The organism is Streptomyces sp. VNUA24 (genome assembly GCF_029167005.1).
Taxonomy (GTDB): Bacteria; Actinomycetota; Actinomycetes; order Streptomycetales; family Streptomycetaceae; genus Streptomyces; species Streptomyces scabiei.
Map to the genome: position 1 here is coordinate 720,554 of NZ_CP119143.1, position 20,501 is coordinate 741,054.

The following is a 20,501-nucleotide window of genomic DNA, read 5'->3' on the forward strand; positions in this document are numbered from 1 at the left end:
TCACCCTTTCCCGGCCGGTTCGCGGCCCGCGATCGACTGCTCCACCCACCGCCGCAGGGCCGGGGCAGGTGCCGCGCCCGCTTGCCGGGCGATGGTCCGCCCCTTGTCGAGGACCAACAGTGTCGGTACCGCCTGGACCTCGAACCGCTGCGCCAGGCGTGGGTTCTTGTCGATGTCGACCTTGACCAGCTTGATCTTTCCCGCGAGATCGGTGGCGACCTTCTCCAGTGCGGGGCTCACCATGCGGCAGGGACCGCACCACGTGGCCCACAGGTCGACGACGACGGGCACCGTGGCCCGCTCGACGACCTCGGTGAAGTCGTCGTCGCCCGCGTCGGCCGTCCACGGCAGCGGCTGTTCGCAGTTGCCGCACGTGGGGCGGCCCTCGGCGGCCACGGGTACCCGGTTGGTGCGCCCGCAGTGCGGGCAGGTGACGTGGGTGGCCTGCACGGTACTCATGCCGCCCTCGCCCCCTTCTCGTCCTCGGGCTGGTCGTAGGTCACCACCAGCTCTCCGTGCTCGGCTCCGACACGGACCTTCGCGCCGTCCTGGACGTCGCCGCGCAGCAGGGCGCGACCGACCAGCGTCTCGACCTCGTGGGAGATGTAACGCCGCAGCGGCCGGGCCCCGTACACCGGGTCGTAGCCCTGGTGGGCGATCAACTCACGCGCCTCCTCGGTGAGTTCGACGGTGATGCGACGCTCGGCGAGGCGGCGGCGCAGTTCGTCGAACTGCAGCTCCACGATCCGCTCGATCTGCCGCTCACCGAGCGGCTTGAACAGCACGATGTCGTCGACACGGTTGAGGAACTCCGGGCGGAAGTGCCCGCGCAGCTCGCCCATCACCAGGGCGCGGGCGTCCGGCTTGATCTCACCCTCGGCGGTGGCGCCGTCGAGGAGGTGCTCGGAGCCGATGTTGGACGTCATGATGATCACGGTGTTGCGGAAGTCGACGGTCCGGCCCTGGGAGTCGGTGATGCGGCCGTCGTCGAGGACCTGCAGCAGGGTGTTGAAGACATCGGTGTGCGCCTTCTCGACCTCGTCGAACAGCACGACCGAGTACGGCTTGCGGCGTACGGCCTCGGTGAGCTGTCCGCCTTCCTCGTAGCCGACGTATCCGGGCGGAGCGCCCATGAGCCGGCTGACGGTGTGCCGCTCCTGGTACTCGCTCATGTCGAGGCGGACGATGTTCTCCTCGGAGTCGAACAGGGCCGCCGCGAGGGTCTTGGCCAGCTCGGTCTTCCCGACGCCGGTCGGGCCGAGGAAGATGAAGGAGCCGATGGGGCGGCGCGGGTCGCGGATACCGGAGCGGGCGCGGATGATGGCGTCGGCGACGAGCTTGACGGGCTCGTCCTGGCCGATGACGCGCTCGCGCAGGATCTCGTCGAGGCGCAGCAGCTTCTCGCGTTCGCCCTCCTGGAGGCGGGCGACGGGAACGCCGGTCCAGGCGGCGACGATCTCGGCGATCTCCTCCTCGGTGACGACCTCGCGCAGCAGCCGGTTCTCCCCCTGCTTCGAGGCCAGTTGCTCCTCCTCGGCCTTCAGCCGGCGCTCCAGATCCTGGAGGCGGCCGTAGCGGAGTTCGGCGGCGCGGTTGAGGTCGTAGGCGCGTTCGGCCTCCTCCGCATCGTGCCGGACCTGTTCCAGTTCCTGGCGCAGTTCCTGCACACGGCGGATCGCCTGCCGTTCGGCCTCCCACTGGGCGTGTTTGGCGTCGGCCTCGCCGCGCAGGTCGGCGAGTTCCTTGCGCAGTTCCTCCAGGCGGGTCCGGCTCGCGGGGTCGGTCTCCTTGGAGAGGGCGGCCTCCTCGATCTCCAGACGGGTGACGCGGCGGGTGATCTCGTCAAGTTCGGCGGGCATCGAGTCGATCTCGGTACGCAACCGGGCGCATGCTTCGTCGACGAGGTCGATGGCCTTGTCGGGCAGGAACCGGTCGGTGATGTAGCGGTGGCTGAGGGTGGCCGCGGAGACCAGCGCGGTGTCCTGGATCTTCACGCCGTGGAAGATCTCCAGGCGTTCGCGCAGTCCGCGCAGGATGGAGATGGTGTCCTCCACGCTCGGCTCGTCGACCAGGACCTGCTGGAAGCGGCGTTCGAGGGCGGCGTCCTTCTCGATGTGCTTGCGGTACTCGTCGAGGGTGGTGGCGCCGATCATGTGCAGTTCGCCGCGGGCGAGCATCGGCTTGAGCATGTTGCCCGCGTCCATGGCTCCTTCGGCGGCGCCCGCGCCGACGACGGTGTGGAGTTCGTCGACGAAGAGCAGGATGTGCCCCTGGGCCGCCTTCACTTCGGACAGCACGGCCTTGAGGCGTTCCTCGAACTCGCCCCGGTACTTGGCTCCGGCGACCAGAGAGCCCATGTCGAGTGCGAACACGGTCTTGTCGCGCAGTCCTTCGGGCACGTCACCGCGGACGATGCGCTGGGCGAGGCCCTCGACGATGGCGGTCTTGCCGACGCCGGGGTCGCCGATGAGGACGGGGTTGTTCTTGGTCTTGCGGCTGAGGATCTGGGTGACGCGGCGGATCTCGGCGTCCCGGCCGATGACCGGGTCGAGCTTGCCGTCCCTGGCCTCGGCGACGAGGTCGCGGCCGTACTTCTCCAGGGCTTCATAGGCCACTTCGGGATTGGCGGAGGTGACCCGCTGGTTGCCGCGGATCCGGGTGAGCGCGCTCAGGAACGAGTCCCGGGTGATGCCGTGCTCCTTGAGCAGGCGTCCGGCGGCGGTCGCCGAGCCCTCCTCGGCCAGGGCGAGCAGGAGGTGCTCCACGGACACGTACTCGTCCTTGAGGCGTTTGGCCTCCCGCTCGGCCGCGTCCAGCAGCCGGGACAGGCGCTGGGTGACGAACACCTGGCCCGGCGCCGCACCCGGGCCGGTCACCTTGGGCCGGCGGGAAAGCTCGTCACGCACGGCCGCACGGAGCTCCTCGGGCTCCCTGCCCGCCTGTCGCAGCAGCCGCGGGATCAGGCCGTTCTCGTGGTCGAGGAGCGCGAGCAGCAGATGCTCACCGTCGACCTCGGTCTGGCCCATGCCGACGGCGGCGGTCTGCGCCTCCTGGAGGGCTTCCTGTGACTTCTGGGTGAGACGGTTCATGTCCATGGCGGTATGTCACTCCTCGTACCGGCGCGGCGCAGTGCGGCTTCGAGCAGGCTGATGCGGTCCAGCAGATCGAGCACCAGACCGATGGATGCGTAGTTGAGACACAGACCGGAGCGCAGCCGCTGGACGCGGGCGAGAACCGCCGGGGCCGCGGAGTCGAACACCAGGCGCCCCGCGGCGTCATGCTCGGCGTCGACCAGACCCAGGGCGACGAACCGGCGGACCAGGTCGGGATGGACGCCGGCGCGTCGGGCAACGGTGTCCAGGGAAAGCCTGGGCACGGGGACGAGCGCGTAGCGCACGGCCGTGGAGCCGACGCTCGTCCGTACGGGACGCCCGCCCGCGTCGGCCCGGGCGGCCCGACCGCCGGTCGCAGCCCATGAGGGTCGGTCGCTCATCACGTCCTCCTGGGGTCGTACGAAGAGGTGGCGGCGAGCTCCTCGAACAGCTCGCGCTCCCGGTCGCCGAGCTTGGGCGGCACCATGACGCGGAGTTCGGCGTAGAGGTTGCCGTCGGCACCGCGCGGGTTCGGCATGCCCTCGCCGCGCAGTCGCAGCCGCCTGCCGCTGGAGGAGCCCGCGGGCACCGTGACCTTGGCCGTGGAGCCGCCGGGGGTGGGCACCGGCACGGTCGCGCCCAGGGCCGCCTCCCAGGGGGTGACGGGGACCTGTACGTGGACGTCGCGGCCGTCCAGCCGGAACCGGGGGTCGGGCTTGATGCGCACCCGCAGGTACAGATCGCCCGCGGGGGCGTCGCCGCTTCCCCGTCCGCCCTCGCCCGCGAGCCGGATACGCTGCCCGTCGGTGACGCCGGGCGGTACATCGACCTCGTACCGCCGCGGCTGCCCGGTGGGGCCGGCGAGCGTGACGGTGCGGCGGCCGCCCCTGTACGCCTCCTCGACGGTGAGCGGCAGCTCGGCCTCCTGGTCGGCTCCCGGTACCCGGCCGGGGGCGCCGCCCGCTCCGAAGAGCGAGCCGATCAGGTCGTCGATGTCGACGCCCTCCGCCGCGAAGTCGTCGCCGTAGCCGGTGTACCGGACACGGGGGCCGCCCGCGCCCGCGGTCCTCCGAGCGCGGAAGCCGCCGCCGGGTCCGGCGCCTGCACCGACCCGCTCCTCCCAGTCCTCGGGGACCTTCCGGAAGTCCTCGCCGAAGCGGTCGTAACGGGCCCGGGTCTTGGGGTCCGACAGGACGCTGTACGCCTCGTTGAGGTCCTTGAAGCGTTCCTCCGCCCCCGGGTCCTTGTTGACGTCGGGGTGGTACTTGCGGGCGAGTTGGCGATATGCCTGCTGGACCTCGTCCTGGCTCGCGGTCCGTGACACGCCCAGTACCTCGTAGAAGTCCCGTGCCATGACCGGTCACTCCCGCTTCGCGACCGTCACAGCGGCGGGCCTGAGCTGGCGTTCGCCGTCCCCGTAGCCCGGGCGGAGCACCTCGACGACCGTGCCCGGCGGGGCGTCGGGGTCCTGGACCACGCCGACCACCTCATGCAGGGCCGGGTCGAAGGCGACGCCGGTCTCCGCGTGCCGCGGGTAACCGAGCAGGTCGAGGACGTTCACCCCCTGGTCGCGGACCGCCCGGACGCCCTCCACGATCGCACCGGGATCGGATCCGGCATGAGTCAGGGCGAGTTCGAGGTTGTCCAGGACGGGCAGGAAGGCCGCGGCCGTGCGGGACCGCTCGACCGTCCGTTCCCGCTCCAGTTCCCTGGCGTGGCGCTTGCGGAGGTTGTCGAGGTCGGCGAGCGCGCGCCGCCAGCGGTCCTCGAGTTCCTTGAGCGCGGCCGTGTGCTCGGCCAGGTGCTCGTCCTCGGGCGGGGCGGGGCCACCGGCCGCGTCGGGGCCGGGTTCCTCGTCCGTGTCGGGCCCCGGACCGGCCGGCGAACCCGAACGCGGAAGATCTCCGCGAGGAGGGCGTACGGCGCCCTCCGGAGCCGGGTCGGCCGGGTCCGGCACGGCCGGGTCGGATTCCCTGGGGTGGATCGGCATGGCGGTTCCTCAGCTCTTGTCGAACTCGGCGTCGATGACGTCGTCGTCACCGCCACCGCCGCTCGGGCCGCCGCCGGTCGCGCCGTCCCCGGTGGTGTCCTGGTCGGGACCGCCCGTGGTGGCGCCGGCCTGATGCGCCGCCAGCCCTGCCAGCACCTGCTGGAGTTCGGAGGTCAAGGGCCGCACCCGCTCCACGCTCGCCTCCTCCTTGACCGCCGCCCGGGCGTCCGACACCAGCAGCTCGGCGCGTGACTTCTCGTGCGCGGGGGCGGCGTCGCCCAGCTCGGCGAGGCGCTTCTCGACCTGGTACGCGACCGCGTCGAGCTCGTTGCGGGCGTCGACGGCCTCGCGCAGGGCCTGGTCCTCGCCCTGGTTGCGCTCGGCCTCCTGGACCATGCGTTCGACCTCGCCGCGGTCGAGGTTGGAGCTCTCGGTGATGGTGATGCCCTGTTCCTTGCCGGTGTCCCGGTCTTTGGCCTTGACGTTGAGAATGCCGTTGGCGTCGACGTCGAAGGTGACCTCGATCTGCGCTTCGCCGCGCGGCGCCGGGCGGATGTCGGTGAGCTGGAAGCGGCCGAGCACCCGGTTGTCGGCGGCCCGTTCGCGCTCGCCCTGGAGGACGACGATGTCGACGGCGGGCTGGTTGTCCTCGGCGGTGGAGAAGGTCTCGGTACGGCGCACGGGGATGGTGGTGTTGCGCTCGATGATCTTCGTCATCACGCCGCCGCGTGTCTCGACACCCAGCGACAGGGGCGTGACGTCGAGCAGCAGGACGTCCTTGACCTCGCCCTTGAGCACCCCGGCCTGGATCGCGGCACCCAGGGCCACGACCTCGTCGGGGTTGACGCTCATGTTGGGTTCCTTGCCACCGGTCAGCCGGCGCACCAGCGCCTGGACGGCGGGAATGCGGGTGGAACCCCCGACGAGGATCACCTCGTCGATGTCGCTCTCGCCGACCTTGGCATCGGCCATGGCCTGCTGGACCGGATCCAGGCACCGCTCCACCAGGTCGCTGGTAATCTGCTCGAACGTGGACCGCATGACGGAGTCGGTGAGGTGCTTGGGGCCCGCGGCGTCGGCGGTGATGAACGGCAGGCTGACCTGCGTCTGCGTCACCGAACTGAGCTCGGTCTTGGCCTTCTCCGCCGCCTCGAACAGGCGTTGCAGGGCCTGCGGGTCCTGGCGCAGGTCGATGCCGTTCTCCTTCTGGAAGTCGTCCGCGAGGTGATCCACCAGACGCCGGTCGAAGTCGTCACCGCCCAGGTGACTGTCGCCCGCCGTGGAACGCACCTCCACCACGCCGTCGCCCACGTCGAGGATGCTCACATCGAACGTGCCGCCGCCGAGGTCGAAGACCAGCACCGTCTCGTGCTGCTTCTTGTCCATCCCGTACGCGAGGGCGGCCGCGGTCGGCTCGTTGATGATCCGCAGCACCTCAAGGCCCGCGATCCGCCCGGCGTCCTTGGTGGCGGTGCGCTGGGCGTCGTTGAAGTAGGCCGGCACGGTGACGACCGCCTCCGTGACCCGCTCCCCGAGCTGCTTGGACGCGTCGTCGGCGAGCTTGCGCAGCACCTGGGCGCTGATCTCCTCGGGCGCGTAGAGCTTGTCGCGCACCTTGAAACGGGCGACGCCGCCCGGACCCTCGACGACGTCGTACGCCACCGCCCTGGCCTCGTCCGAGATCTCGTCGAAGTGCCGGCCGATGAACCGTTTGGCCGAGTAGATGGTGCCCTTGGGATTGAGGATCGCCTGGCGCCGGGCGAGCTGGCCCACCAGCCGTTCCCCGGTGTCGGTGAAGGCCACCACGGACGGTGTCGTACGGTTGCCCTCGGTGTTGGGCACGACGGAAGGCTCGCCGCCCTCCCACACGGCGATCACCGAGTTCGTGGTGCCCAGGTCGATGCCCACTGCCTTGGCCATGAGGAACTCCTCCCGGTGCGGCGGCATGCGCCGCACCTGCGGATCCGATCGTTCATGTATGGGCGGGACGTGCGCCGGCGCCGGTGGCCCGCAGCCCGCCGAGCAGCCGTACGGCCTCGTCGGCCACCGCCTCGTCCACGACGACGTCGTACCGGCTGGGCTGCATCGAGCGGACCGAGGTGAAGTCCCGGCGGCCGCCCTGCAGCGCGTACAGCAGGAGACCGAACAGCGCGCCCACGATCGCCCCGAAGATCAAGCCGTAGAGGGCGACGAGCAGGGCGGACACGAGCGGGTCCACCCAGTTGAGCAAGCCGAAGAGCCAGCCGATCAGCGCACCGGGAAGGGCCCCGCTCGCCGCACCGTGCAGGACGGCCCGGCCGTAGTTCATCCGTCCGACGACCTGCTCGACGAGGCGGACGTCCTGGCCGATGATGGCCACCCTCTCCACGGGAAACCCCTGGTCCGAGAGGTGGTCGACGGCGCGTTCGGCTTCCTGGTACGTCTCGTACACGGCAACGGGCCTACGAGGCTGCTCGGTCATCGTCCAGTCCTTCCTGCAGGTGTGCACGGCGGCCCCCGGCACGCCCAGAGTGGCGAACCGAGGAGCTCTGCGCCTGCGCCCGGCAGGTCGAAGAACGACGGCGCCCGTCCCCCCGTGAGCACGAGGGGAAAACTCCGAGACCTCGGGTGAGCCGGTCGCAGAGGGGTACGCGAAGTGCGCCCACCTCTCCGAGGGCTCGGGAAAGGGAGTGATCCCATGGTGCGGAGCCGTCCGGGCGGCACCCCTCGGTCTCGTGGAGTGGGTCCCGCCGACACCTTCCCGGCCCGGGCGACCCGGCCGCCCCGCGAACTGCTGGCAGTCTTCCGCGCCCTGTTCGACACCCGGAACGAGGGCGAGATCCTGCGCCTGGCCATGGACCATGTGTCGGCCGTGGGACCGTACCGAGCCGAGGCCGGATACCTCAGGGTGGACGGCCATCTGGTCCCCAGCCCGCAGGACGCGGACCATGCGTCGGGCGTCGACCGGACGGTGCGAGAGCTGACAGGGCGGGACGGCCCCGTGGCCGTTCCCGGCCGGTCACGGGGCCGGGCACTGGCCCTGCACGGGCCCGGTGGACTGCACGGCTACCTCGTGGTGACGTCCGGCTCCCGGCCCACCCATGCCCAGCACTTCCTGCTCGCCGTGCTGGCACGCCTGACCGCCGCGGCCCTGTCGGTCGCCGTCGCGCACCGCCGCCGGCAGGAGGACGCTCTGGAACTGCACCGACTGCGACGCGAACGAGCGGCACTCCAGCAGCGGATGATCTCCCTCGTGGTCAAGGCGGGATATCAGCGGGCCGTGCACGACGCGCTCGCCGAGGCCGCGGCCTCGGGCGGCGGCGAGGAGGCCATCACCGGCGCACTGCATGAGCTCACCGGATTTCCGGTGCTGGTGGAGGACCGCTTCGGCCGACTGCGGTCCTGGACCGGTCCCGGCCGGCCCGACCCCTATCCGGAACCGGACGCCGTACGCCATGAGGCGATGCTCCAGGAGGTCGCCCGGAGAGGCAAGCCCGTGCGCATCAAGGACCGGCTGATCTCCCTGGTACGCCCCCGCGGTGAGGTTCTCGGAGTGCTGGCCCTGGTCGATCCCCGGGACGACGCCGACGAGTACACCGTGTTCGCTCTGGAGCATGCCGCCACGTCACTCGCCCTGGAACTGTCGCATCTGCGCCATCTGGCTGAGGTGGAGCTGCGACTGCGCCGCGAACTGGTCGACGATCTTCTGGGGGGCACGGACGAGGCGAGCGCCTACGCCCGGTCCGAGGCGTTCGGACACGACCTGCACCGCATCCAGTACGTGGTCGTCGTGCAGTGGAGGAGCCAGGTCAACGACGACGCCTTCGCGCGGACCGTGGGCCGGGCGGCGTCGGCCGTGGGCATGCCGTCATTGGTGACTCGGCGTTCCGACCACGTGGTCCTGGTCGCCGAGGGCAGGCCCCACGAACACGCTTTGTACGAGGCGCTCGCCCGGGAGACCGGCACACCGGACGGGACGATCGGGGTGAGCGCCCGCTGTGACACCCCGGACGGTATCCCCGGCCGCTACCAGGAAGCACTGCGTGCCCTGGAGGTACGCCGCCGGTCTCGAAGCCGGTACGGCACGACGTTCTTCGACGATCTGGGCCTCTATCGCATCCTGGGACCTGGGAACGACTACCAGGAGCTGGAGGGGTTCGTTCGGGAATGGCTCGGACAGCTCGTCGACTACGACGGCCGGCACCGTGCGGCGCTCGTGGAGACTCTGTCCCGGTACTTCGACTGCGGCGGCAACTACGCCGAGACCGCCGAGTCCCTCACGATCCACCGCAGCACGCTTCGCTACCGGCTCCAGCGCATTCGCGAGATCAGCGGCCACGACCTCACGGACGTGGAGGACCGCCTCAACCTGCAGGTCGCGACCCGGGTGTGGAAGATCATGCTGGGCGGCCCCGGCTAGCGCCGCACCCTGGGCATGCCGAGGCCGATCCACGAGATGATCTCGCGCTGGATCTCATTGTTGCCGCCGCCGAAGGTGAAGATGACCGCCGAGCGGTAGCCGCGTTCGAGTTCGCCGTGCAGGACGGTGCCGGCGGAACCCTCCTTGAGGGCGCCGGCGGCGGCGACGATCTCCATGAGCCAGGCGTAGGCGTCGCGGCGGGCCTCGGAGCCGTAGACCTTGACGGCGGAGGCGTCCTGCGGGGTGAGGGTGCCTTCCTGCAGGGCGCTGACCATGCGCCAGTTGAGGAGCTTGAGGGCGTCGAGCCGGGTGTGGGTCTGGGCGAGGCGGCGGCGGACCCAGGGCAGGTCGATGACGCGGCGGCCGTCCGCGAGCTTGGTCTCCATGGCCCAGCGCTGGACGTTGTGCAGCGAGCGGATGGCCATGGTGCCGTGGGCGGCGAGGGTGACGCGTTCGTGGTTGAGCTGGTTGGTGATCAGCCGCCAGCCCTTGTTCTCCTCGCCGACGCGGCGGGAGACGGGGACGCGGATGTTCTCGTAGTAGCTGGCGGTGGTGTCGTGCGAGGCGAGGGTGTTGATGAGGGTGCAGGAGTAGCCGGGCTCCGTGGTCGGCACGAGGAGCATCGTGATGCCCTTGTGGGGCGGGGCGTCGGGGTCGGTGCGGACCGCGAGCCACACCCAGTCGGCGGTGTCGCCGTTGGTGGTCCAGATCTTCTGCCCGTTGACGACGTAGTGGTCGCCGTCCCGGACCGCGCGTGTCTTCAGCGAGGCCAGGTCCGTGCCGGCGTCGGGTTCGCTGTAGCCGATGGCGAAGTCCAGCTCGCCGGAGAGGATCCGGGGCAGGAAGTACGCCTTCTGCTCCTCGGTGCCGAACTGCATGATCGTCGGGCCGACCGTGTTGAGCGCCATCAGCGGGAGCGGGACGCCCGCCTGGGCGGCCTCGTCGAAGAAGACGAACTGCTCGATCGCGGTCAGGCCGCGTCCGCCGTACTCCTTCGGCCAGCCCACGCCGAGCCAGCCGTCGGCGCCGAGCCGGCGGATGGTCGTGCGGTAGAAGCGCTTCTGCGCGGCCGGGTCGGCGTGGCGGGTGTAGGCGCCCTCCGGTACCAACTGTGCGAAGTAGGTGCGCAGTTCGGTGCGCAGCCGCTGCTGCTCGGGCGTGTATTCGAGGTGCACGGCGCCTCCAGGCTCCCCAGGCGGACCTGACGGCGCACACGCTAGAACGTGTTCCAGTAATTGGGAACAGCGGGAGCGGGGGCCTTTTCCGGCACCCCGTGGCTCAGCGGAGGGTGGCCAGGAAGTCCGTGCAGGCCCGGGCGCACGCGCGGCACGCCTCGGCACCGTCCTGGGCGCCGGGGGATCCGTCGAAGGCGCGCGCGCACTCCAGGGCGACAGTGCGGCACCACTCCACCTGGAGGCGGATGGCCGCCTCGTCGAGGTTGGCCTCCTCGGAGAGCGCCCTGCACGTGGCGTCGCACACCTCCGCGCACATGATGCCCTTACGGCGCGTCTTCTCCTCGGCCTCGGGACCGTCGGGGTCGACCAGGCTCGCCCGCAGGGCACACTCCCGCGCACACTCGGTGCACGCCTGCGCACAGGCGAAGCGGTCTTCCAGGAATTTGATGAGTTCCCGCTGGGATGTCGTCGTCGTGGTCACCCCGGGCGGGTAGCCGGTGCCCCTCCCGCCAAACACGGGCCGCCGGGATCCGCCCGGTGCGCGGTTCGAGGGTTCCGTTTCCGGAGGTCCGGACCGGGCACCCGGGCACGAGCCGTGCGAAGCGGGCCGGTTCACTCGACATATTGGGGGTATTCATCCCTTATGAACATGGAATGGACTGATATAGCCGCAGAACGAAGCGTCCTGGCCGGTGCCGCCCCGTTCGTGGCAGGGCTCGTGGTGGTCGCCATGCTCATCGGCGCCCTGTGGCTGGGCGCCCGCGTACGCGCTCGTGAGCCGCGCCGGCCCCGTCCCGACGAGCAGCCCCGGCTCCCCGAGAGCGGCCCCGTCCGTGAGGAGCAGTTGAACCGCGAACCGGACGAGATCCCGCAGAGCGACCGCCGGCTGACCCCGTACGAGGTGCACGGCAATCAGGGGACCCGGCCGAGCGCGGACAAGAAGCGGCCGCGCTGGAGCGGGAAGAGCAGCGGCGGCTTCGGCAGCGGCGGACTGGGCGCGCACTGACACCGGGGCCGCCCGGCCGAAAGCGGCGCCGAGTGCGCCGGGCACGACCGAAGGTACCGAGGGGCGGGCGTCGAACGGAGATTCGTTCGACGCCCGCCCTCGGTGTCGTCACCGCCCCTCGGTGTCGTCACAGCCCCTCGCTGTCGTCCCCGTCGGCCACCGGCCCCGTCGGGCGAGCCGGGCCGACGGCACGGTCAGGAGCCGGTCTCCAGCGACAGCCCCGTGTAGTTCTCCGCGAGTTCGGCCGCCGCGTGGCGCGAGGTGGCGACCCGGTCGAGCTGGGCGAGCTGGAGTCTGGTCTCGAACGGGGACTGGTCCGGGTCCGCGTGCAGGGTCGTGGTCATGAAGTACGAGAAGTGCTCGGCCCGCCAGACCCGGCGCAGACAGGTGTCCGAGTAGGCGTCGAGCAGCTCGGTCGACCCGGTCTCCCTGAGCCGGGCGAAGGCGCGGGCCAGCACGATGACGTCGGTCGCCGCGAGGTTGAGCCCCTTGGCGCCGGTGGGCGGCACGATGTGCGCCGCGTCGCCTGCCAGGAAGACCCGGCCGTAGCGCATCGGCTCGGTGACGTGGCTGCGCATCGGGAGGACGGCCTTGGAGGTGACGGGCCCGCGCTTGAGCCGCCAGCCGGGGTTCGCGGTGAGCGCGAGGCGGGCGTCCAGCTCGTCCCAGATCCGCTCGTCGGACCAGTCGCCCGGGTCGGTGCCGTTGGGGACCTGGAGGTAGAGGCGGCTCACGGACGGCGACCGCATGCTGGCCAGCGCGAAGCCGCGCTCGGAGTGGGCGTAGATCAGCTCGTCGTAGACGGGCGGGGCGTCGGCGAGGATGCCCAGCCAGGAGTAGGGGTACGTCCGCTCGTACGTCGTGCGCACGCCGTCCGGAACGGCGTCGCGGGCCACGCCGTGGAAGCCGTCGCAGCCGACCACGTAGTCACAGGTCAGGGTCTGTTCGCGGCCCTCGTGGGTGTACCGGATCGACGGCCGGTCGGTGTCGGCCCCCTCCACGGCGTGCACCTCGGCCTCGAACAGCAGCGGGCCGCCGCCGGTGAGCTGGAGGGCGATGAGGTCCTTGACGACCTCGGTCTGGGCGTAGACCCACACCCGGCGTCCGCCGGTCAGCCCGGGGAAGTCGACGCGGTGGGCACGGCCGTCGAAGCGCAGTTCGATGCCGTCGTGGGGGATGCCCTCGGCGTCCAGCCGCGCCCCCGCCCCGGCCGAGCGCAGCACGTCGACGGTGGCCTGCTCCAGGATGCCGGCGCGCTGACGCTGCTCGACGTAGGCCCGGTCCTTGCGTTCCAGAACCACACTGTCGATTCCCGCGTTGTGCAGCAGACGGGCCAGCAGCAGCCCCGCCGGGCCGCCGCCGATGATGCCGACAGTGGTGTGCATGGAGTACTCCTCGTCGTGGAAGACGGGCCGCGTCCCGTCCCGGGGCACCGACTTTGTTCGTCAGGTGAAATTCACTTCACTCTCTTGTGCGCATGAGTCTGCGCCCGGCCTGCCCGGCTGTCAACGGTCACACCCCCTCAGAGGGCCGGGGCGGGCGGTCGGGTTCCGTGTCGGAGCGGTCGAGGATCAGTCGACGAAGTGGAAACCGGGGCGCGGGTGCATGAGGAAGTCGTGGTGCGAGATGTTCCAGGCGTAGGCGCCCGCCAGCGCGAAGACGACCCTGTCCCCCGCCCGCAGCCCCGGCGCGCGCACGTGACGCGCGAGGACGTCCTTCGGCGTGCACAGCTGTCCGGCGAGGGTGACGCGGTCCTCCTCGGCCGACGGGCGCGGCCACGGGTGCGGCCACCGCTCCACCGGCAGGACCGAGCACGGCTGGTCATGGCCCTTGGTGGCGGGGGTGCGCAAGTGGTGGGTGCCGCCCCGGACCACGGCGAACTCCTCACCGTGGCTGCGCTTCACGTCCAGCACCTCGGTGGCGTACCAGCCGCAGTACGCGGTCAGCGCCCGGCCCGGCTCGATGCACAGGGTCAGGTCCGGGTGCGCGTCGGCGAGCCGGGCGAGGCCCGCGCCGTACTCCTGCCAGTCGAAGCGGCTCTCGGGGCGGGTGTAGTCGACGGCCATCCCGCCGCCGACGTTCACCTCGCGCACCGGGATGTCCAGGGCCGTCGCCCAGTCCACGACCGCACGGGCGACGGAGAGCAGGGCGGAGGCGTCGAGCCCGCTCGCCAGGTGGGCGTGGACGCCGAGCGGTTCCAGGTGCGGGTAGGTGCCGTCGGTGAGGGGGCGCAGCACGTCCGCGGTCCGGCCGGGGTCCAGGCCGAACGGGGTGGGACGTCCGCCCATCGCGAGCGCACTGCCCGCCAGCGAGCCGTCGGCCACCGCGAGGTTGAAGCGCAGGAGCACCCCGACGGGCCGGGCCGGCGCCGCACGCCGGGCCAGCTCGCCGAGCATCCGCAGTTCGTGCTCGCTCTCGACGTGGAAGCGGGCGACGCCGCGCTCCAGGGCGTCCCGGATCTCGTCCGGGGTCTTGCCGGGCCCGCCGAAGGCCGACGGTCCGCCGGAGACGGCCTTCGCGACATGGGCGAGTTCGCCGCCGGAGGCCACCTCGTAGCCGTCGACGTACGGGCCGAGCGCGGCCAGGATCTCCGGCTCGGGGTTGGCCTTGGCCGCGTAGTACAGCTCGACCCGTTCGGGGAGGGCTGCCCGCACCCGTGCGGCGTGGTCGCGCAGGGCCGTCAGGTCGTACACGTACGCGGGGAGGTGGGCGGAGGTCAGCGACAGGACACAGTCGCGTACGGCGGGGGTGGGCTGGGTCATCGACGGCTCCTGGTCATCGGGCGCCCCGGTGGAGGACGTCCTCGGCGAAAGGGGAGGGCAGGCGGACGTAGCCGGCCTCGCGGTCGGCCCTGCGTTCCCAGCGGGTGAGCAGATTGGTCTTGGCGGGGAGCGGGGCTCCGGCGAGGAGCTCGGCCAGCAGGGGCGGGCAGCCGGCCTCGTCGGCGTGGGCCCGGAGGGTCGCGCGGACCTCCGCCCACAGGTCGTGCTCGGTCCCGGGGTGCAGGTCGGCGAGGACGGCGAGCAGTTCGGCGACGTGGTTGACGAGGAGGCAGTACACGACGCGGTCCCAGCCGCGCCGGGCGTCGTACGCCATCGGTCCGGCGACCTCGGGCGGCAGGGCGGCGAGGGCGTCGGCGTGGTGGCCGGGGAGGAGCTTGGCGCCCTCCAGGTCGCGGAAGAGGACCTGGGCGGGCATGCCGTCGGGGTCGACGCAGACGAGGACGTTCTGGAGGTGGGGTTCGAGGACGAGCCCGTGGTCGAAGTAGGCGGCGAGGACCGGCGGCAGGAGGAGGCGCAGGTACGCCTTCCACCAGGTCAGGGCCGCCCGGGGACCCGCGCCGTCGAGGAGGCGGGAGAGATGGGCGGCGCCGGTCGGGTACTCGTCGGCGACGGCGGCCGCGAGCAGCGGGGTGGTGCCGGGCAGCAGCCGCCGGGACAGGCCCTCGCGGACGATCACACCGAAGCCTTCGAGGAGGGTCCGGTCGGGGGTGCCGTCGGGGCCGGGGACGGCGAGGCTGCGGTAGGCGGGCTCGCGCAGCACCGCGCTGCCGGGGAAACGGCTCTCCAGGTCGGTGAGGACCGGGGCGAGGACGCGGGTGAGGGCGACGGCGCCGGAGAGTTCGTAACTGGCGTTCTTGCGAAGGCAGTTGGTGATCCGGACGTTCAGGCTGAACTTCAGGAAGGCGTCACCGTCGAAGAGGGTGCGCACGGAGGCGGTGGCTGCGTACTCCCGGTCTCCGGGGCCGAGGTCGAGGATGTCGCCGCGGCCCAGGGCCTCGCGCAGCAGCCGGTGTCCGCGCAGCATCTCGTACTGCCAGGGGTGCGCGGGCAGCACGCGATAGCCGTCGGGGACGCCGCCGGACTCCCGGTCGAGCACGGCGGTCGCCCCGGCCTCGGCGCTCTCCTCGGCGATCAGGTGGTCGCGGACGGCGAGGCGGCGGAGCGGGAAGGAGGCACCGTCCTCGGGGGCGTACGACCGCCAGGACTCCGCGTCGCCGGTACGGGCCTTCGGGGTGGGGTGGAAGCGGTGGCCGAACAGCAGGGACCGCTCGGAGGCGAGATAGTCCGGGCGCCCGTGCGGGGCGTGCGCGCCGGCCTCGCGGGTGGTGAGCGTGGCGGCGAGGGTGCGGTGGCTGGAGTCGACCTGGTGCAGGAACTCGGGGTTGCGGACGCCGGTGCGCAGGGTCAGCTCGTCGTGCGTGTACGCGGCGAGGCGGCGCCAGTCGAGCGGTCTCCAGCCGGTGCCCGACCGCTCGTGGACGGGGCCGGTGAAACGGTGGGCGCCCAGCAGGGACGTGCGGCGCAGTGCGACCCGGAGGAGGAGTCCGCGGCGGGGCAGACGCAGCAGCAGGTGGCCGTCGCTGACGGCGGTCTGGTGTTCGGGGCCGGACACCTCGCGCAGCAGGCAGTTCAGGAGGGTGTGGGCGACGGCGTCGCCGGCGGCGGGGAGGCGGGTGGTGCCGGGCGAGTCGGTGAGCGGGGGCATGCGGCGGCTCCAGCGGGTGCGCGGTCGTGGGGGCGGGTCGGACGCGAAGGGAGGGCCGGCGGCCGCGCCGGCCGCGAAGTCATCCCGGAGCACCGGGCCGGAGCAGGTAGTTGGGCCCGGTGGTGTAGTGCTTGTTGATGTCGGCGGCGCCCGTCCTCTCCTTGCCGAGCAGGGTCCCGGCGGTCACCATCGCCTTCACCGGCAGCTCGGCGGCGTGCAGCACATGGGCGCGCAGGACGGCCGCCGCGTCGCCGCCGAGGCGGTCGACGGCCTCGGTGAGCCGGTCCCGGACGAAGCGCAGCAGCTCGGGCAGCGGCGCGCGGCCGTGGCGGGCGAGGCCGAACGCGTAGGCCCCGGCGCACAGATGGACGGTGATGGTGGTGAAGACGTCGGTCAGTGCGCGGTCGTCGGTGGTGAAGGTGCGGGCGTCGTCGAAGCCCCAGCCGCCTTCGCCCACCCCTTCGTGGGTGCCGAGGGCGGCGGCCAGGCGGACGGGGTCGACGCGCGGTCCGTCGTTGTCCTTCAGCAGCAGACGCAGCGCGCCGGAGTCCGGGCCGAGGACCAGGGAGACGTTCTGCTGGTGCGACTCCAGGGCGATCCCGTACCCGAAGAGCGTGGTCTGCCAGTCGAACAGCAGGGTCAGCACGGCGTCGAGCAGCGCGATCGGGTCACCGCCGTGGAACCGGTCGGCGAGGTGGTCCAGGACCAGTCGCCCGCCGGGTGCCGGGGCCAGGAGGGCGGCCAGGGGGACGACGAGCGAGTCGTCGAGGTCCGCCGGGAGGCGGCGGCACAGGACGGCGAGGAGTTCGTGTCCGGCGTGCGCGTACACCGACTCGTCGGCGTGCAGGATCCGGCCCCGGAAGCGGGGTTCGCGGTCGAGGACCGCCGCCAGGAGACGCTGTCCGGCGGCGCCGTCGGCGAGGGTGCCGGGCTTGATGGAGCGCTTGTTGCGCAGCCCCAGGGTGGCGGTCGCCAGGGGGAGTTTGAGGTGCAGTCCGGGGGCGGCGGCCGGTGCGACCGTCCGCATCGACAGGGTGGGCACGACCGTGAGGTACGGCCGGTCGGCGAGGACGGCGTGGTCGGCGAGCCCCGCCTCGCGCAGGGCCGCTTCGAGAGGTGCGCCGGCGGTCAACGGGTGCACGGGCAGGGTGAGATGCGTGCGGTCGAGGCCCGCGAGGCCGAGCCCGGCGGGGGTGGGCCAGGCGTCCGGGAGGGCTCCGGACACGGTGACGGCCGCCCGGGGCAGGGCGAGCCAGCGGAGAGCGAAGCTCGGGTGGAACTCCGGTGCGCAGCGGCGCAGTTGGTCGCGGTCCAGGCCCGCGCGGCCGCGCGCGGTCGGGTAGACCGGGTGGTCGAGGCGTGCGGCGAGGGTGTCGAACGCGAGTCCGGCGCGCGGTCCGGTCCAGTCGGCGGGGTCGGCCCCGTACAGGTCGACGAGCCCGGCGGCGGTCTCCTCCCCCGTCTCCTCGTGCAGCAGCATCGTCGCGAGGGTCTGGCGGCACTCCTCGGCGAACGCGTCGAAGCCGGCGCGGTCGACGGGCTCGGCGAGGGCGCGCAGCGCGGCGAGGACGGCCTCGCAGGTGCCGAGGCGGGCGCCGTCCGACTCCCGGAGCAGCAGGGGTTCCCGGGCGGCGTACGGGGACTGGAAGCCGTCCTCGGTGACGGGCAGGAGGAGGGCGTCGTCCGCGGCGGCCAGGCGCAGCCAGGGGCCGTCGGCGCGGTGGACGAGGGTGCCGCGGGAGCGCAGGCCGACGACGTCCTCGCGGAGCAGGGCGCCGAGCACGCGGGTGAGGAGGCCGGCTTCGACGGCGTCCGCGGCATCCGTGGTGACGGGCGCCGCGGGCGCGGCATCGGTGGTGACGGGCGAGGCGGCGGTGGTGGACGCGGCATCGGTGGTGTGCTCGGCGGGGGCCACGGGGCGGGCGTAGGCGGTCACGGCCGGATCTCCCAGCGCTGGGCGGCGAGGAAGTCCGCCGCCACCCGGTCGACGGCCTGCTGACCGGCGGCGGAGGCGGTCCCCGTGGCGGTGGTGGTGGCGGTGAGGACGCCGAGGTAGTCGCGGTTGGTCCGGTACAGCTCGTGGTGCTCCCCGATCCTGCGGAGCGGACGGTACGTCAGGTCGACTCCGTCGACGTGGAGTTCGGTGGCGGCGGGGCCGGCGACCAGGGTTCCGGCCCGGTCGGCGCAGGGGTACTCCAGGCGGGCGGCGGCGGCACGTCCGGCGCCCAGGCCGGCGGGCAGCGGCTCGCCGAGGTGGGTGCGGAGGATGTGCTCGAAGAGCGGGAGGCCGAGCAGCCGGGCGAGCAGCAGGTCGCAGCGGTCGCCGATGGCACGGTAGTTGACCTCGATGACACGGGCCCGGCCGTCGTGGACCACGAACTCGGTGTGGCAGGCCCCGAACCCGACGCCGAGCACGTCCAGTTGGGCGAGGATCTGTGCGACGACCGGTTCGGGGTGGGCCGGGACGAAGGCCATCCGCCGCTCCACGAAGTACGGCGGCGGGGACAGCTCGGTATGAAAACCACCGACGACGTGCCGGACCCGGGCGTCACCGAGGGTCTCCAGGGTGTACAGCTCACCCGGTAGGTACTCCTCGACGACGAGGGCGGCCCCCGGACGCCGGGCCAGGATCTCCTTGCCGCGGGCCACCAGGTCCCCGGCGTCGGCCACGAGGACGACGTCCTCGCTGGCGACGCCCTCGCGGGGCTTGACGACGCAGGGGTACGGGGCGTCGGCGACGCGGGGGCCGGTGAGGTCGGCCGGGTCGCGGATCTCGGCTGACCAGACGGTGTCGACACCGGCGGCGGCCAGCCGGCGGCGCATCTCGCCCTTGTCCTTGGTGCGCAGGGCGGCCCGCCAGTCCTTGCCGGGCAGTGCGAAGTAGTGGGCGGCGAGGGCGGCCTGGGCCTGGAGGTGGTCGCTGTTGGTGAAGACCGCGTCGGGCCGGTGGTGGGTGGAGATCCGGGTGACGACGGCACGGTGGTCCCGTACGTCGCACGCCAGGATCTCGGTCCCGGGGTACGCGGCGCGATGGTCGTCGGGCCGGTCGGTGAGGACGGTGACGTCCAGGCCGAGCCGGGCCGCGGCGGGCAGGAAGCCCTCGGTGACGGAATCGGTGGGGTTGAGGGCGAGCAGGTACAGACGCATGGGGTGGTGCACTACTTCCGCTGACGGGTCGGGGGCGGCGGGGCGGGCCGGTCTCGTGGTGGGGCCCGCCCCGCGAACCGCGGGAGTCACCGCCCGGGAAGCCGTACGCCGGTGGCTCGGGGTGGAGCCTGGTCATCGCTGGGCGATCTTGTGGATAAGGTAAGCCTCACCTACCCCGACTGCAAAACCTCTTCACGCTCTGGAGTGACGGATGACCGTGGTTCATCTGGAGGACGCCCGGGCCGGCACCGCCACGCACGTCCCGGACCTCCTGGCCGCCGCCTACCGCCGTCTGGACGCGATCTGCGACGCCCTGTCCGTACACGTGGCCCGGTCCGGCGGCCGGCCGGCGCCCTCCCCGGACCGGCGGACACCTCAAGCCGGGCCCCACACCATCAACCTGATGGGCGGTCAGGAGAGCGTGGAAGCCTTCGTCGAGGCGGAGGCCGCCCGCATCCGGGACCGCCACGACCACCGCGCACCCCGCCATGTCGCCGCCTCCCGCGCCCTGCACGACTACGCCTGGTCGGCCGCCCTGCTGATGAGCGGGGTCTGGTACCTGGAACGGCGGGTGCCCCGCGTCGCCCCCGACGACCTCCGGGTCGACCTCGGGACCGGCGCCTTCGAGATCCGGCCCGGCTCCGGCCTCGTCTGCCTGCCGGACGACCCCGCCGCGGGCCTGCCCGGCGCTCGCACCGTCGCCCACCCGGAGGCGCTGCGCGCGGAGTTGCGGGCCGCCGTCGCGGACCACATGGCCCCGGTGCTGGAGGCGTTCGGCCCGTTCGTCCGCCGGGGCTCGCGGGCCCTGTGGGGTCTGGTCTCGGACGACCTGGTCTCCGGGCTGTGGTACCTCGGCCGTGCGCGCGGCGACGAGGCCGCCGGCGTCCGGGCCGCCTCCGCGGTCCTGCCCGGCGCGCACGCCCCCTTCCCCGGCGGCGCCGACTTCCGCCTGCTGCGCACCGGTGACGGCCGCGAACACCCGACCCGCACCCGCCTGGGCTGCTGCCTCTACTACACGATCCGCCCGGCCGAGGCGTGCTCCACCTGCCCGCGCACCTGCGACGCGGAACGGATCCGCCGCCTGGAGGGCTGACCGCGCGGGAGCGCACCCCCGCGCCGAAACTTTTCGACGCCGCCCCCGGCCCCTGAGCCGATTGACGCCGCCGGACACAGATAGCAACACTCTTCGACGGAGCTTCCGCAC

Annotated in this window: 17 protein-coding genes; 3 read left to right on the plus strand and 14 right to left on the minus strand. The window is 72.5% G+C overall.

Annotated elements, in window-relative coordinates:
• From trxA to PYR72_RS02935, 7 genes are read right to left on the minus strand one after another with little or no spacing between them, the layout of a single operon-like run.
• The gene (gene trxA, locus PYR72_RS02905; RefSeq protein ID WP_275453704.1) at positions 1-459 is read right to left on the minus strand and encodes a thioredoxin; all 459 of its coding nucleotides are present in this window, start codon (positions 457-459) and stop codon (positions 1-3) included.
• Entirely contained in the window at positions 456-3,095 is a 2,640-nt protein-coding gene (clpB, locus tag PYR72_RS02910) for an ATP-dependent chaperone ClpB (RefSeq protein ID WP_275453705.1), read from the minus strand. Before clpB ends, trxA begins: the two co-directional genes overlap by 4 nt.
• Positions 3,086-3,493 (minus strand): chaperone modulator CbpM, encoded by a 408-nt coding sequence (locus tag PYR72_RS02915; protein WP_275453706.1) that lies wholly within the window; start codon positions 3,491-3,493, stop codon positions 3,086-3,088. Before PYR72_RS02915 ends, clpB begins: the two co-directional genes overlap by 10 nt.
• Positions 3,493-4,446: a J domain-containing protein gene (locus tag PYR72_RS02920; protein WP_275453707.1), complete on the minus strand. Its 954-nt coding sequence runs from the start codon at positions 4,444-4,446 to the stop codon at positions 3,493-3,495. Before PYR72_RS02920 ends, PYR72_RS02915 begins: the two co-directional genes overlap by 1 nt.
• Positions 4,447-4,452: 6 nt before the next feature.
• Positions 4,453-5,082 (minus strand): nucleotide exchange factor GrpE, encoded by a 630-nt coding sequence (grpE, locus tag PYR72_RS02925; RefSeq protein WP_275453708.1) that lies wholly within the window; start codon positions 5,080-5,082, stop codon positions 4,453-4,455.
• A 9-nt stretch (positions 5,083-5,091) separates the two neighbouring features.
• On the minus strand, positions 5,092-7,002 hold the full coding sequence (gene dnaK / locus PYR72_RS02930; RefSeq protein ID WP_275453709.1) for a molecular chaperone DnaK: 1,911 nt from the start codon (positions 7,000-7,002) through the stop codon (positions 5,092-5,094).
• A 52-nt stretch (positions 7,003-7,054) separates the two neighbouring features.
• Positions 7,055-7,543 (minus strand): general stress protein, encoded by a 489-nt coding sequence (locus PYR72_RS02935; RefSeq protein ID WP_275453710.1) that lies wholly within the window; start codon positions 7,541-7,543, stop codon positions 7,055-7,057.
• A gap of 216 nt (positions 7,544-7,759) precedes the next feature.
• Between PYR72_RS02935 and PYR72_RS02940 the strand changes: the two genes are divergently transcribed.
• Positions 7,760-9,481 carry a helix-turn-helix domain-containing protein gene (locus PYR72_RS02940; RefSeq protein ID WP_275453711.1) on the plus strand — a complete coding sequence of 574 codons (1,722 nt, stop codon included), beginning with the start codon at positions 7,760-7,762 and terminating at the stop codon, positions 9,479-9,481.
• Here the strand turns inward: PYR72_RS02940 and PYR72_RS02945 are convergent.
• Both PYR72_RS02945 and PYR72_RS02950 read right to left on the minus strand, forming a co-directional pair.
• Entirely contained in the window at positions 9,478-10,656 is a 1,179-nt protein-coding gene (locus tag PYR72_RS02945) for an acyl-CoA dehydrogenase family protein (protein WP_275453712.1), read from the minus strand. The genes PYR72_RS02940 and PYR72_RS02945 overlap by 4 nt on opposite strands.
• Before the next feature lie 103 nt (positions 10,657-10,759).
• A complete protein-coding gene (locus PYR72_RS02950) occupies positions 10,760-11,137 on the minus strand; it encodes a ferredoxin (RefSeq protein ID WP_275453713.1) in 378 nt (125 codons plus the stop codon).
• Positions 11,138-11,299: 162 nt separating this feature from the next.
• On the opposite strand from PYR72_RS02950, the gene PYR72_RS02955 reads away from it, so the two are divergent.
• On the plus strand, positions 11,300-11,662 hold the full coding sequence (locus PYR72_RS02955) for a DUF6479 family protein (protein WP_059084507.1): 363 nt from the start codon (positions 11,300-11,302) through the stop codon (positions 11,660-11,662).
• Positions 11,663-11,856: 194 nt separating this feature from the next.
• Here PYR72_RS02955 and PYR72_RS02960 read toward each other — a convergent pair whose 3' ends face one another.
• From PYR72_RS02960 to PYR72_RS02980, 5 genes are all read right to left on the minus strand, one after another.
• Positions 11,857-13,047, minus strand: a complete 1,191-nt coding sequence (locus PYR72_RS02960) for a 4-hydroxybenzoate 3-monooxygenase (RefSeq protein ID WP_275453714.1) — start codon at positions 13,045-13,047, stop codon at positions 11,857-11,859.
• 186 nt (positions 13,048-13,233) lie between these two features.
• On the minus strand, positions 13,234-14,424 hold the full coding sequence (locus PYR72_RS02965) for a type III PLP-dependent enzyme (RefSeq protein WP_275453715.1): 1,191 nt from the start codon (positions 14,422-14,424) through the stop codon (positions 13,234-13,236).
• A gap of 13 nt (positions 14,425-14,437) precedes the next feature.
• Positions 14,438-16,150, minus strand: coding sequence for an IucA/IucC family protein (locus PYR72_RS02970; protein ID WP_275453716.1), 1,713 nt, complete (start codon positions 16,148-16,150; stop codon positions 14,438-14,440).
• A 79-nt stretch (positions 16,151-16,229) separates the two neighbouring features.
• Positions 16,230-17,933 (minus strand): IucA/IucC family protein, encoded by a 1,704-nt coding sequence (locus PYR72_RS02975; RefSeq protein ID WP_275460320.1) that lies wholly within the window; start codon positions 17,931-17,933, stop codon positions 16,230-16,232.
• Positions 17,934-18,082: 149 nt separating this feature from the next.
• The gene (locus PYR72_RS02980) at positions 18,083-19,297 is read right to left on the minus strand and encodes an ATP-grasp domain-containing protein (RefSeq protein ID WP_275453717.1); all 1,215 of its coding nucleotides are present in this window, start codon (positions 19,295-19,297) and stop codon (positions 18,083-18,085) included.
• A 211-nt stretch (positions 19,298-19,508) separates the two neighbouring features.
• Between PYR72_RS02980 and PYR72_RS02985 the strand changes: the two genes are divergently transcribed.
• Positions 19,509-20,390, plus strand: a complete 882-nt coding sequence (locus PYR72_RS02985) for a (2Fe-2S)-binding protein (RefSeq protein ID WP_275453718.1) — start codon at positions 19,509-19,511, stop codon at positions 20,388-20,390.
• The last annotated feature ends 111 nt before the right edge of the window (positions 20,391-20,501 follow it).

Coding starts and splice junctions, on each gene's coding strand:
- PYR72_RS02935 (WP_275453710.1), bottom strand. CDS start 7,543: ATGACCGAGCAGCCTCGTAGGCCCGTTGCCGTGTACGAGACGTACCAG.
- PYR72_RS02915 (WP_275453706.1), bottom strand. CDS start 3,493: ATGAGCGACCGACCCTCATGGGCTGCGACCGGCGGTCGGGCCGCCCGG.
- PYR72_RS02920 (WP_275453707.1), bottom strand. CDS start 4,446: ATGGCACGGGACTTCTACGAGGTACTGGGCGTGTCACGGACCGCGAGC.
- PYR72_RS02980 (WP_275453717.1), bottom strand. CDS start 19,297: ATGCGTCTGTACCTGCTCGCCCTCAACCCCACCGATTCCGTCACCGAG.
- PYR72_RS02985 (WP_275453718.1), top strand. CDS start 19,509: ATGACCGTGGTTCATCTGGAGGACGCCCGGGCCGGCACCGCCACGCAC.
- PYR72_RS02955 (WP_059084507.1), top strand. CDS start 11,300: ATGAACATGGAATGGACTGATATAGCCGCAGAACGAAGCGTCCTGGCC.
- PYR72_RS02940 (WP_275453711.1), top strand. CDS start 7,760: ATGGTGCGGAGCCGTCCGGGCGGCACCCCTCGGTCTCGTGGAGTGGGT.
- grpE (WP_275453708.1), bottom strand. CDS start 5,082: ATGCCGATCCACCCCAGGGAATCCGACCCGGCCGTGCCGGACCCGGCC.
- trxA (WP_275453704.1), bottom strand. CDS start 459: ATGAGTACCGTGCAGGCCACCCACGTCACCTGCCCGCACTGCGGGCGC.
- clpB (WP_275453705.1), bottom strand. CDS start 3,095: ATGGACATGAACCGTCTCACCCAGAAGTCACAGGAAGCCCTCCAGGAG.
- PYR72_RS02960 (WP_275453714.1), bottom strand. CDS start 13,047: ATGCACACCACTGTCGGCATCATCGGCGGCGGCCCGGCGGGGCTGCTG.
- dnaK (WP_275453709.1), bottom strand. CDS start 7,002: ATGGCCAAGGCAGTGGGCATCGACCTGGGCACCACGAACTCGGTGATC.
- PYR72_RS02965 (WP_275453715.1), bottom strand. CDS start 14,424: ATGACCCAGCCCACCCCCGCCGTACGCGACTGTGTCCTGTCGCTGACC.
- PYR72_RS02970 (WP_275453716.1), bottom strand. CDS start 16,150: ATGCCCCCGCTCACCGACTCGCCCGGCACCACCCGCCTCCCCGCCGCC.